Annotated in this window: 12 protein-coding genes and 3 pseudogenes; 4 read left to right on the top strand and 11 right to left on the bottom strand. The window is 42.8% G+C overall.

Annotation, left to right across the window (positions count from 1 at the left end):
• Positions 1-15 precede the first annotated feature (15 nt).
• The 11 genes and pseudogenes from KIV40_RS07795 to KIV40_RS07745 all read right to left on the bottom strand — a co-directional run bounded on the left by KIV40_RS07795 (position 16) and on the right by KIV40_RS07745 (position 8,592).
• Positions 16-255 (bottom strand): pilus assembly protein, encoded by a 240-nt coding sequence (locus tag KIV40_RS07795; protein ID WP_285348580.1) that lies wholly within the window; start codon positions 253-255, stop codon positions 16-18.
• Between the two features lie 14 nt (positions 256-269).
• Positions 270-968 (bottom strand): lipopolysaccharide assembly protein LapB, encoded by a 699-nt coding sequence (locus tag KIV40_RS07790; RefSeq protein ID WP_012128779.1) that lies wholly within the window; start codon positions 966-968, stop codon positions 270-272.
• Positions 968-1,827: pseudogene (locus KIV40_RS07785) on the bottom strand (type II secretion system F family protein). The gene KIV40_RS07790 and the pseudogene KIV40_RS07785 overlap by 1 nt, the downstream one beginning before the upstream one ends.
• Positions 1,824-2,726, bottom strand: coding sequence for a type II secretion system F family protein (locus KIV40_RS07780; RefSeq protein ID WP_285348584.1), 903 nt, complete (start codon positions 2,724-2,726; stop codon positions 1,824-1,826). Before KIV40_RS07780 ends, KIV40_RS07785 begins: the two are co-directional and overlap by 4 nt.
• Positions 2,726-3,985 (bottom strand): annotated as a pseudogene (locus KIV40_RS07775) (CpaF family protein). Before KIV40_RS07775 ends, KIV40_RS07780 begins: the two are co-directional and overlap by 1 nt.
• A gap of 14 nt (positions 3,986-3,999) precedes the next feature.
• Positions 4,000-5,235 carry a chromosome partitioning protein ParA gene (locus KIV40_RS07770; protein ID WP_285348577.1) on the bottom strand — a complete coding sequence of 412 codons (1,236 nt, stop codon included), beginning with the start codon at positions 5,233-5,235 and terminating at the stop codon, positions 4,000-4,002.
• Positions 5,235-5,711 (bottom strand): hypothetical protein, encoded by a 477-nt coding sequence (locus KIV40_RS07765; protein WP_012128785.1) that lies wholly within the window; start codon positions 5,709-5,711, stop codon positions 5,235-5,237. Before KIV40_RS07765 ends, KIV40_RS07770 begins: the two co-directional genes overlap by 1 nt.
• Positions 5,708-7,033, bottom strand: a complete 1,326-nt coding sequence (locus tag KIV40_RS07760; RefSeq protein WP_285348583.1) for a type II and III secretion system protein family protein — start codon at positions 7,031-7,033, stop codon at positions 5,708-5,710. Before KIV40_RS07760 ends, KIV40_RS07765 begins: the two co-directional genes overlap by 4 nt.
• A 22-nt stretch (positions 7,034-7,055) precedes the next feature.
• Entirely contained in the window at positions 7,056-7,901 is an 846-nt protein-coding gene (gene cpaB, locus KIV40_RS07755; RefSeq protein ID WP_285348576.1) for a Flp pilus assembly protein CpaB, read from the bottom strand.
• Positions 7,902-7,917: 16 nt separating this feature from the next.
• Entirely contained in the window at positions 7,918-8,361 is a 444-nt protein-coding gene (locus KIV40_RS07750) for a prepilin peptidase (RefSeq protein ID WP_012128789.1), read from the bottom strand.
• Positions 8,362-8,388: 27 nt separating this feature from the next.
• Positions 8,389-8,592 (bottom strand): annotated as a pseudogene (locus KIV40_RS07745) (Flp family type IVb pilin).
• Positions 8,593-8,917: 325 nt separating this feature from the next.
• On the opposite strand from KIV40_RS07745, the gene KIV40_RS07740 reads away from it, so the two are divergent.
• The 4 genes from KIV40_RS07740 to KIV40_RS07725 all read left to right on the top strand — a co-directional run bounded on the left by KIV40_RS07740 (position 8,918) and on the right by KIV40_RS07725 (position 12,452).
• The gene (locus KIV40_RS07740) at positions 8,918-9,781 is read left to right on the top strand and encodes a LysR family transcriptional regulator (RefSeq protein ID WP_285348575.1); all 864 of its coding nucleotides are present in this window, start codon (positions 8,918-8,920) and stop codon (positions 9,779-9,781) included.
• 11 nt (positions 9,782-9,792) lie between these two features.
• Positions 9,793-10,134 carry a hypothetical protein gene (locus tag KIV40_RS07735; RefSeq protein ID WP_285348574.1) on the top strand — a complete coding sequence of 114 codons (342 nt, stop codon included), beginning with the start codon at positions 9,793-9,795 and terminating at the stop codon, positions 10,132-10,134.
• Entirely contained in the window at positions 10,047-10,610 is a 564-nt protein-coding gene (locus tag KIV40_RS07730) for a transglycosylase SLT domain-containing protein (RefSeq protein WP_309145834.1), read from the top strand. Before KIV40_RS07735 ends, KIV40_RS07730 begins: the two co-directional genes overlap by 88 nt.
• A gap of 150 nt (positions 10,611-10,760) precedes the next feature.
• Positions 10,761-12,452, top strand: coding sequence for an AMP-binding protein (locus KIV40_RS07725; RefSeq protein ID WP_285348572.1), 1,692 nt, complete (start codon positions 10,761-10,763; stop codon positions 12,450-12,452).
• Positions 12,453-12,613 lie beyond the last annotated feature (161 nt).

The following is a 12,613-nucleotide window of genomic DNA, read 5'->3' as shown; positions in this document are numbered from 1 at the left end:
GAAGGCTCATATGTGTTATTGCCTATTGACAGGCAGAAGGCTCATATGTGTTAGATTGTAGTTATCGTAGGAGTTTCCGCCTTCGAACACCTTTGTATTTCTGACTGACTCACTCAACGCATACTCAACTAAGTTGGTTACGTAAATTCTAAATCCTATTTCAAAAAGCATAACAAGAGCGAGAGCAAGAACCCCGGCCCCTAATGCAAATTCAACTACGGTTACACCCTTTACCTTTCTTCGAGAATACTCCATACCGTCCACCCTTATTACCGGTGTAACTCCCTTGAGATTTGCTCTACTTGAGCATTGGTAAATGTTCCTTCAAGTAGATCTCTCGCTTGATAGACATCCCCCACTTTGAACAGCGCGATCGCCAAATTCGCTCGCACTTTCTGGTTACTTGGGTTCTCTTGATAAACAGGAACCAATAGCGATATCACGTCGTCATACTGTCGTTGTGCAAGATAAACTACGGCTAAATTGTTTTTCACCGCCACGTCGTTATAGCCTTTGAGACGAGCTTGATTAAACGCATTTTTTGCTTGAGAGAATTGGTTGGTATTACAATAGGAGATGCCCGATAAAACATAGATTTCTCCGCTTTTGTTGCCCATTTCTATCGAGCTTTTATAGCGTTTTAGAGCCAAAGAATCTTCACCATCTTGGCTATGAATCTGACCTCTTAATTGAAGGAGCTCACTATTCTTCACCCCTTGATTGAGCAAATGGTCAGCATAAAACTTAGCCGACTCGATATCGCCCTTATCAAAATACACTTTTGCCAATTCCTGCATGATCTGGACGTCTTCAGGTCGCTTTTCTAGATGCCCTTTATAGTGATTAATCAGACCTGTATGGTTATCAACACGCTCCATGTTTTGCACCAAACTCTCTTCACTCTCTATTGTGGAAGAGCAACCAAACAGCAAAAGTAGTGGAATACTCAAAAAAGTCGCCTTATTCATTATTTACCCCCTCTAAAGCTCGTAAAGTCGATTTGTAAAAAGCCAAGAGCAAGAATAAAAATGACGATTGGAAACATGATCAGCAAGATCAAAGGCACACTCATTTTGGCTGACAATTTACCCATTTTCTCTTCAATTTCGAGTAATTTAATCCGACGCATATCTTCGGCTAAATCACTTAAAACATTCGCAACGGATGCGCCATAGTGAAGGTTTTGAATAATCGTTAAGATAAAGCTGTTGATTTCTGGTGCAGGCAAGCGAACGGAAAGATCATGCAATGCTTTTTCTATCCCATGTACTTTGCCGGCTTCTGATGTTTTATTGATTTGATAACATAAATCTTTATCGAAGATTTTTAGCTCTTGTGCTAAATACGCAAACGACGCTTCAATTGTCATACCGGTTTGCACGCAAACAGACATAATATCGAGGACATAAGGAAGGTTTTTCGAAACCTTTCGCACTAACATGCGCTTTCGCATCTCGAGCAACAGATCTGGAACAATGATGATACTAATAACAGCAATGATTGAAACTAATAACTTATTAATTAATGCCATGTCTAACAACCATATAAATACGGTTACTAAAAGAAAAACAACTGCTTTCAAAGGGAAGTAATATTTCGCTAAATCTTTATTGTAGCATCCGGCGTTAAGAAGTTTTTGCTCTAAATCTTTTTTGTTTCCTTCACCAAATTTAACAATGAAGGAATCAATTTTTTCTTTGCCGGTTGTTTTGGGCCATATTTAAGATACTTGCTCAGTACCAACTCTTTTTTACGAGTGAAATAATAGTCATAAATCAAAAATGACAACGAAAAAATAATCAATAAAATACTCAGCGATAAAATCATCGTCTTACTCCTTTTACAAGAAGCCAAACAACGAATAAACCTAACACCTCACTACCTACAACATAGTAAAGTACCATCCGCCCTTGAGGGTCATTGAGAATAAAGTCGATGTGGCTCGGATCAATTTGATTGACCATGAATGCAAATGCGATCGGTATTGCAGCGACTACTTTAGCGGAGATACGAGCCTCAGAGGTCATCGCCATTCTTTTCGACTCTAACGTTCTGGCATCAACCAAAATGCGAATTAGCCTTGCCAATACATTTTTTAGTTGTCCGCCTCGGTTAATGTTGGCGCGTATCGTAATGGTAAAGAAGATGTATTCTGGATAAGGGAATGCTTTACAAGAGCGAAGTAACACCTTTTCTGCATTTTCCCCCAGCTTAAGTCGATCCCCCATTTCTTTAAATTCTCGCCCGACTTCTCCTTCCATGTTTTCGCCAACAAAAGAAAAAGCGTGCATTAAACTCTCACCAGCGGTTACGGCACTCATCAAAATGTTCAATGCGTCTGGAAATTTCTTCTCGAAATCCAAACGACGTTTGTTTTGTAACCAGTAATAGCCCGAAACTACTGAAAATGTAAAAACACCAATAGAAATTAGTATTGAATTAATATTGAGCAATTCATAAATGATGTAATAGCTTAAATAACCAGAAAGAACGATAAACACAAATATAATAAAGTTCGCTCTTGGTCCTAACACCTTTATTGCGGGAGATAAATTGTTTTTGAATCTCTGCCAACGTTTTTGTTCCATTAATGCGTTCAAATTAATTGCCGCAATAATATCTTCGTCGACTTCAGTCTCTGGAAAGTAATTCTCTATTTTGCTTCTTCGGTGACTCGTTAAAAGCAAAACTGCAATACCAAATAAGATAAAAGCAATCCATAACATCATGATCTTGCTCCTTGGAAGGCTTGCATCAGCTCTTCATATAGGCCGTAAAAATGTGCTTTTTTAACAAGCTCGGATCGCTGCATAAGGCCCTCGGTCATAAAGCGCCCTCTTACCGCTTCACCATACCCCACTTCGTCGTATTGAAAGCGGAAGATTTCCTCCATCACCACACTATCGCCTTCAAGCCTTACGATTTCAGAGATGCTGGTTATTTTCCTTGAACCATCACGCAGTCGGTTCACTTGAACCACGAGCTCAATAGCACTCACAATCGCGCGTCGAATAGCATCGAGAGGCTGATTTAAGTTCGCCATCATTACCATGGATTCCACGCGTGATATTGCATCTCGTGGCGAGTTAGCATGTAGTGTCGACATGGAGCCTTCGTGACCCGTATTCATTGCTTAGAGCATCTCAAATGCTTCTGAGCCGCGACACTCGCCGAGGATGATTCGATCAGGGCGCATACGAAGCGCATTAATAACCAAATCACGCTGAGTCACTAAGCCCGTGTGTTCCACACTCTCCGCTCTCGTTTCTAGGCGAACTAGATTGGGTTGCTCTAGACGAAGCTCTGCCGCATCCTCAATTGTCACAATACGCTCGTCTTCACTGATGTATTGTGAAAGCGAATTCAATAAGGTGGTTTTACCTGAACCCGTACCACCAGAGATCAGAATGTTCATTCGGCAACGGGAAGCAATTGATAACAACCTCGCCATGTCCATCGACATTGAACCAAACTCAACAAGCTCTTCTAGCCCGATATTTTGTTCGCGGAATTTACGTATCGAAATTGAGGTGCCATCTAAAGCAATGGGTGGGATAACGATGTTGGCACGACTACCGTCCTCAAGACGCGCATCTACGGTAGGAGAAAGCTCATCCACACGACGTCCGATCCGCGCAGCAATTTGTTTTGCTATCGTCAGGACTTGCTCTTCATCGATGAAGGTAATATCTGACTTTTCTAATTTGCCATGCTTCTCAAAAAAGACGTTGTTGGGGCCATTTACCATGATGTCGGTTATCGTTCGGTCATCAACCAGTGATTGAATAGGCCCAAGACCAAAGAGTTCGTCCAGCATGCTTTTGACCAAACTTGACTTCATCATGGTCGTGACAGGGCGATCAAAGTTCGCTGCTAGGACATCGACGGCGTTTCGGATTTGCCCTTCAATTTCCAAACGAGAGAGGCTTTGTATGGCTTCAACATCTAAAGCCTCAAAAATCTGTGACCGAAAAGCCGTGTAGATCTCTTAATTTGAACTCATCTTACCCCCAATCTAGCGAGCCAACCGCTAGCATGTTGAGTGGATTGTCCATTGATCAAACGAGTAAGATCATCGATAGCATGATTGATAATTCGATCGTGTTTGTGCGCGCGCTTGCCCTCAATAAGAAGGTGAGCCAGTGAGCGACAATACCCCATATCAAGATTGACTTCAGAACCAAGATATTTCTGGAGATCATTTTGTTCGATAACAAACGTGTTCTCTGGTCGGTGGTGATTTGCAAGTGTAATAATCCGGATCCGCTTGCTCATTGAAAGCTGCTTATTCTCAAGCTGTTCAAGTAACGCTTTGGCATTGCGGACGGAAGAAACCGAAGGCTCAAAAACCACCACGACCACGTCGTAATTTTCAATCAACATATTGGGGTCAACACGAAAGTCGACGCTTCCCGAGAAGTCTTCGATCATAAAGTTGGTGTTTCGACTCAATAATTCGCAAAGTGTCTGGCTATAACTGAAAATGTCTGACTGAGATCGGTCACTATTAAGTGAAAGTAAACGTAAGTTTTTACGCACTTTGGTCAGATGACTTAATGCCCCTTCCGTATCTAACTCATGCATAGGGACAGAGTATTCGTCGATGGAGCGAGATTTGAAGTCATCTAGCGCAAGGAGCACATCAATATTGCTGTCATTGTATTGATGGTCGACCAACACATTATCGATATTATTGGCGGCTAACTTCGAACTAATTTCAGTGGCAATAAACGACGTCCCTATCCCACCTTTGCTTCCGACAACTGCAACACGCTTTGCTTTTCGCTGTTTACTTACCCCTGTGTAAGTCTGCAAATTACGATGCACATTCATGACGAAATCAGCAAACTCGTGCTTGTTGATTGGCCAATAAAGATAATAGAACCCTAACTCTTTGAGCTGACGTAAGACGCAGATGGAGTCTTCTGTACCGATGACAATAATACCTTTGTGGGTCGGCATTTGGTTGGTTAACGCTTGAGCATCCGTGACAATGTCAGATGACTCCGTGAGTTCAAGAATGACAATATTCCCACTTTGCTCAGAGTAAAAACCTTTAGGAACCGAACTCTGTTTTACGCACGTTGGTGCACTCCCCCCCTCAAACTCGAACATTTCTTGAACCAGAGACATACACTCTAAGCTCTGGTAAAGAAGTACACACCCTGTTGGCCCATGTGCACTTTCTATGATTTGCGGTTTGCTCTCTTTGAGAGATTTTCCTAAGTCAAACATCACAATCCCTCCACGATACGTTCCTTGTGTGAGACTTGCTTCATCCTAGCTACTTCAGAAAAGCAATTCCGACTGACATTCACCTCTTCTATCTCAGAAGGTGCGCACTGGTGCGTCACTAATGCGTGGTAAGTAATCGTCAGTTGGATGTCATTCGACAGCGAACTGTTTTGGCGCACAACAAACTCATCCGCTCTCAAACGCAACGCCGTCTTGTCTTTAAGTGATTTATAAACCACTTTTTTACCCTTATTGCTCCGATATTCAACAAGGTAACTCGCCCCTGAATCTATCTCGTCAACCGTGTCAAAAATCATGTTCAACTTTTCTTCCGTTTGTTGAGTAGATTTCACCGTAAACTGATAGATATGGGTTTCAGGGTAAATAAGCGCTTCCGCTCCTGGTCCATTGAAATAACGCTCAGCACACCCAGAAAGTAATAACGCGCTTATCACTGCCACAAATAAAGTTTTCATTGAATAAAACCTCCCTGAGACAGCAATTGAATGGTTGGGTCATTGCCTTTGTTGCCTTCTTCACTATCCGAAATTTTCAACCAACGGCGAAGTGTCGACGTTTTGCTCATGTAGGGCATTTGGATGTCTTTCTTCTTCATTGGTTTGACAAGATTAACGGTCGCAACAATGATCAGCTCCGTGCGTCGTCTATCTGTAGAAGCTTTACGAAACGCAGCTCCGAGAACAGGAATATCGCCAAGAAGTGGAATTTTTTTCAGCTCTTCTAAATCGGCACTACTCATCAGCCCACCAAGTACAAAACTATCGCCATCACCAAGTTCAATCGTGGTCATCGCTCTTCGAGTCGCAAATTGGGGCACTTCTAGCCCAGCAGAGCGAATGTATCTTTCTACTTCGCTAACTTCAGGCATGAGACGCATTCGAATTTTGCCCTCATGAAGGACTTTCGCGGTAAGATCGAGTTTGATACCAAACTCTCGGAAGGTAATATTGATATTATTATTGGTGGTAACAATCACGGGTACTTCACCACCAACAAGAAAGCTTGCTGACTCTCCTGAGATAACAGTAAGGTTTGGCTCGGCAAGCACTTGGGCTACATTTTCATTGCCAAGCGCAGTGTTCAAAGTGGTGAGGTCAGCAGCATCAAATTGTTGGAATAAAAACTCACCAACATCCGCACCAACAGAAGACCAATCCACACCTACAGTTTGGGCGAACGTTTCTGTCACTTGAGCGACCGATATTTTCACATTGACTTGTTGATCAGTCGCCACTTCTATGAGCTCTAGGATGCCTTCCCACGTCATATTTCGAGCGAAAATCATGCTTTGAGGCTCTTCGATGTCATATGCCTCATTCTCGAACTCTAAGACCTGCGTCTCTTCCCACTTCTCCGTTTTGTCTCTTCCAAGTAGAGTAGCAACCATCCGATAAATATCATCACGTTGCTGCTCCGATTCCACTACACCACTCACTGCGACCTGATTACCAACCGATTCTACTTTGATGTTGAGTTCGGGATAGTGAAGCTTGATTTGACGTCGGACCAACGACAGGTCAATATCGACAATAATTCGGTCAGAGAGCAGCACTTTCTTCGATTTACCGTAGATGATGAATCTGGCTTGTCCGACCTCCTTAGCAAAAACAACGACAGTATTTTCATTTACAACGTTGTAGTCGACGATTTCAGGGTCACTCACAAATACGGTCGAGATCGGTTCTTTCACCTCAATGTGTTGCCCATCACTGACCGTGATATAACGATCGCCAGAGAAAGCGGAGAAACTAAATAAAACACCAAAAACCAAGCGAATGAGAATATCCTTTTTGTTTTCATCACAGCTCCTCTCCTTGGGCAGATTGACGAGCAGACCCTCTTAACTCGGTCACGCCACTATAATTGCCTATCACATCACGCACTTCCGCGAAAACAGGCTCTTTATAGCGATGGCATCGGTATACCTCTAGATGCATTGTTTTCTGCGCGATAGATAACTTGGCGATCTCACTCGGATCGACTTCAACAACGATGACTATTTGATGATCATCTTCACTTGAGACATTTGATTTAACTCGGGAGTCCACTGGCTCTTTGGTATTACCGACGCTGAGCACTTTGACGTTTCTCAAAATCAATTGTGCATTCACGCCACTAAAGTCAATAGCGTCGGTATCTTCATCGGCTAAGTTTTCTTTTGGGGAGCCCACTGAAAGCACATCAACGTTAGTACCTGGACGGATATAACCTTTGACCAAGTTACGAGTACTCACCAGTAAAGAGTAAGGCTCTTTTCCTTCGGTAATGAGAAGGTCGATATAACGAGGGTCGTTTTCTTTAACTTGATATTCAGAGAACACGATTTTTCCTGCTTCAATGTTTTTTGAAAGGAGAGTAGACGGTGAGAAGTCTAGCTTCATATCGGAGTTAATCCCCTCTTCTAAAGCGATATTGAGCAACATCTGTTCTTTTTGAACATCATCGATTTCAATAGGTGTTCCGCGCTCTAGATTGCTCTTCGCGCGCCAGACCTGAACATAATGAGCCTGTGGTTCATCTGAATTGCTTGATTGAGATACGGTTGGATTTTGCTGCTGAGGATGGGCAGTCATGTGGCTGTAAATTCCGATGCCTCCAACCAGAAGTGCTAACAGTGCAAAAACCATCCCGATACGAGATCGCATACGCCCCTCCCGTTTTTTAAACGGATGTTTTCAAAAGAAGTGCCGTATAAAATCCACAACAAATTGCAACACCGTAGGGAAGCCCGATCTGAGGTATGTCACCCTCTCCAGTAACGTGAGATGGTCGTAGTAATATCAGGTAGATTACTGCCAATATCCCTCCGTATATCCCGACGAAAATCAATGCCTCTAAAAGGCTTTGAGTTGGAAGTGAGAGAGAAAAAGCAGCAATAAGTTTTACGTCCCCTCCTCCAAGTACCCCAAGTACATGGAGGAAAAGCAAAGCAGACCAACAAATACCTATCACCCAAAGACTTGATAATGAAAAATCTGCAATGCCAATCGCAATCGCTAAAACGGCAATCACTAACACGTGACTGTTTTTAATGGTTCGCTCTCTGATATCAGAAAGCGACACAACAAAACAGACTATTGCTAACGTAATGTATACAAACAACATTCAATATTTGGAACACCTGTTTTAGTTTCAGAATGCGTCTAAGTCATCAGCAATATCACCAAACGCATTCCCTAACGCTGTGATAAGAGTTCCATCAGCAGCGAAGGTAAGAATCAAGAATGCCGCCATAGCAACGCCGATTAATCCGTACTCAATTGCAGTAACACCCTGCTAATCGTTTTTAAGTTCATTTAGGTAGTTTGTAATGTCTACATAAAGTTTAGTAATCATGGTTTGTCCCTTATTCCGTTCTAATTGCTTAGCCTATTGATCGTAGACACCGGACCACTGTCTCAAAAATGAACAACATCGGTATTACCGATTATGCCAATACCCTGTACTCCAACTGTCCTTATTCTTTAGAGGTATCAGAAAAAAGCTCTATTTACAGTTCAGTCAATTATCTATCCCTTTTCTTCTTTGACTGCCATAAATAAGATTTTGTACAACAAATCATAAGCGTGACATATATCACATAAAACCAAGCTATTAGTTAAAACTTCATCATACCCATTAAGCTAAACCTTAAGGACTAAAGGCAATAGGCAGCACCTCGATGAAACTTCCCTTCGACAACCTGATCTCTTTTCATGCCGTTATCACTCAAGGCTCTTTCAGCGGTGGAGCGAGGAAATTAGGTAAGTCTCAATCAACGGTAAGTGGTGCAGTGAAGAGCTTGGAAGAGGAGTTAGTCTATCTGCTGATAGAGAGAAGCAATAAACAAGTCAAACTTACAGAACGGGGAAAGAAGATCTATCAGTTGTCGACACCCATCATTAAAAAATACAACGAACTGAGCCAAATCGCCGAATCCCTGTTGAGAACCGAGCTATTTCATATGCGAGTCGGCATTGATTCTCTGGTGTTCAATAACGAAGTCAAAAGTGCCTTAATTGAGTTTTCTGAGGCTTTTCCTGAAATTGAGCTTAATGTCGTCACTAAACCAAGTCGAATTCTGGGTCAATACATCAATAATAACCAAATCGACATTGCTATATGCAACCCTTATCACCGTACCAAATTAGACTTTAATATTGACGAGCTTTTTACCGTTAACTGCAATTGGATTGTGCATCGAGAGTTAATTCAAGAGGGTAAGTGCACTGAGTCTCGTCTACTCTTATTAGATGGTTGCGAAGATCTGATCGACCTTTCAAATGTAGCTAAAAATTACATGTGGATACTCGATGACATCAGTACCATCTTGGAGTTGTGTATTGCTAAGAAAGGCATGGCGTTCCTGCCGCAACATACAATTGATAACTCCATGCATCAGGGAGTGTTAGCAAAGGCCCCCAGCGAAAGTGCGTTGTTTGGGAAACAGCTATACGCCTCTTTGATTTGGCCAATACACTCTGAGTACGGCAAATACCATCAATGGTTACACGATAAATTAAGAAAAGGGCACAGACACTTTTAACTGGAGTCGAGATGTCTTTCTACTCTCCATTATTCAAAAACTATCTTCTCATCGTCTTGAGCGTTGTTTTGCTTTATGCCTCTTATTCAATTCAAGCAAAAATGACTGCGGTAGACAAAAACTCCGTTGCTCAACAAAACCGGCAATCATTGAACAATAAAAAGCTTAGGCTGAAGCCCGCTTCAACCTCCTCTGCCAGTTCAAAAAATCGCGTCATTGAACTTCGAGGAAAAATACGCCTTCTTCCCAAACCGTTTATTCGTTCATTCAAAAGCCAACATCGCCTGCCGCCTTACAGTATTTACCCACCATCGTCGCAGCGTCGAAACAGTGGCAGATTGATCCTGCTCTGATTCTTGCTGTCATTCATACGGAAAGCGCATTTAACCCCAATGCGGTTTCTCATGCCGATGCCATTGGGTTGATGCAGGTGATGGAAAACGGTGGAGCATTAGAAGTCTCTCAGCAGCTCTATTTTGGCCGAAAGATAGAAAGAGAAGCATTGTTCGACCCTGAATTTAATATCGACATAGGAACGGCTTATTTGCATATCCTCGAAACGGAGTATTTACACGCTATTCACTCAGAAAAAAGTCGAACCTTACTCTCAATTGCGGCCTACAACTGCGGTTTATCGAATTTAATGCGCAGCTTATCTTATACGCAGTCCTTTCCAAAATTTACTAAAGAAATGAATAATTTAAATTATGAAGAAGTCTATTTTCGATTGACACAAACACTGCCAATTGAGGAAACTCGGCTCTATGTCGCGAAAGTGATGAAGCTTTATCAGCACTATCAAAAGCACTTCACCAATACATTTAAATGATGCGCTTAACCGTATTTTGGCCCAAAGAATTGATAAGCTGTGATCCTTGACAGCAAGTTACTGTTTTTTCTCTCCCCAAATAATCACACTCATGCTATCGTTAACATTAAATTAACAACAATACACCTGCGATTAACATGGAGTTAGAGAATGATTCAGCCTAACGAGTTAAGTGAGCAGACTTGCGCTCTCCCACCACCAAATGAAATGATTCTCAAATGGGCAGCGGAACGCCCAGATGAAGTCTATTTAAAACAAATCATCAACCGACAGTTCGTTGAGTTCACTTATGCGGAAGTTGCCGATCAAGCGTTAAGACTTGTCAGTGCTTTACGTAACCTTGGTGTACAGCCAGGCGATAAAGTGGCCTTAGTCTCGAAAAACTGTGCCGAATGGTTCATCTGTGATTTGGCAATGATGCTGGGCGATTACGTTAGCGTGCCTATTTTCCCAACAGCTGGTGCGGATACAATCGAGTACTGTGTGACACACAGTGAGAGTAAAGCTCTGATCGGCGGTAAGTTAGATGATCCAGCGGCAACGCAACAAGTGATCGATTCAATGCCAGATTTAATTAACATTGCACTTCCTTACGATACTGCGCCGAAATGCCAATATCAGTTTACTAAGATTATTACCGATGTAGAACCAAGCGCAGAGCGTCCACAACACCATGATGACAAGCTCATGTCTCTCGTGTACACCTCAGGAACGTCAGGTCTGCCGAAAGGGGCAATGCTGACATACGGTGCGTTCAGTTGGTCAGTTCAGCAGTTAATTAATCATATTGGGATTCAAGAAAACGACCGATTGTTCTCTTATTTGCCACTTGCTCACATTACTGAGCGTGTATACATCTTCGGCTCATCCATTATGGGTGGTGTAACTACGGCTTTCCCAGAGTCTCTCGATACCTTTATCGAAGATGTAAAAATGCATCGTCCGACACTGTTTATTTCCGTGCCTCGTTTGTGGACCTTGTTCCAGCAACGTATTCAAGACAAACTTCCGCAGAAAAAGCTCAACATTCTACTGAAGATCCCGTTCATTAACTCACTTATCAAGAAGAAGCTGGCAGATGGCCTTGGTTTAGATCAAGCGCGTGTTCTTGGTTGTGGCTCTGCGCCTGTATCACCGGCATTGCTCGAGTGGTATCGCAGCGTAGGCTTAAACATCACGGAAGCTTGGGGCATGACGGAGTCTTTCGCCTACAGCACACTTAACTACCCATTCCGTGCCGATAAAATTGGCTCAGTAGGTAATGCCGGCCCTGGCATTGAACTGAAGATCGCTGACGATGAAGAAATCATGGTCCGTGGTAAAGGCTTGTTCTCAGGTTACTACAAAAACGATATCGCCACACAAGAGTCGTTTGACTCCAAAGGGTGGCTGCACACGGGTGACATCGGCTCAATCGATGCGGATGGTTATCTCACTATCCAAGGCCGTAAGAAGGACACCTTCAAAACTTCAAAAGGTAAGTTCGTAGCACCGGTTCCTATTGAGAAGAAACTGTTCGAATACAGCCGCGTCGAAATGATGTGTTTGATCGGCCTAGGCTTGCCAGGGCCAATCTTGTTGGTTGTACCTCACGATTTCCCGAACTTCGATAAAGAACGCTACGCACGAACGACTCGCAAAGTGATCGCTCGTATGAACCAAGAACTGGAATCACACGAGCAAATAAAAGGTGTGCTGATGATTCAAGAGCCGTGGAGTATCGAGAACGGTATTCTAACACCGACCTTGAAGATTAAACGCCATGTCCTAGAACAGAAGTACCATGAACTTTGCCACAACTGGCCAAAAGGCGAGCTGGTTGTTTGGGAAGAAGAATTATAACCCCCTAGTACCGTCTCATTCCAAATTCACCCTTGCTTTGCTGTTTCTTTAAGCGAGGGTGAGCCCGCTTAATCTCTCCTCACACACAATTCTCACTTTTGATTCAACCTAAGGCCCATCCCCCCCTATCCATTGTAATCTCATCATTTGGTACTAACCTT

This window comes from Vibrio sp. D173a, assembly GCF_030248475.1.
Note: the sequence above shows the minus strand (reverse complement) of the source record. Positions and strands in the feature narration are given on the sequence as shown.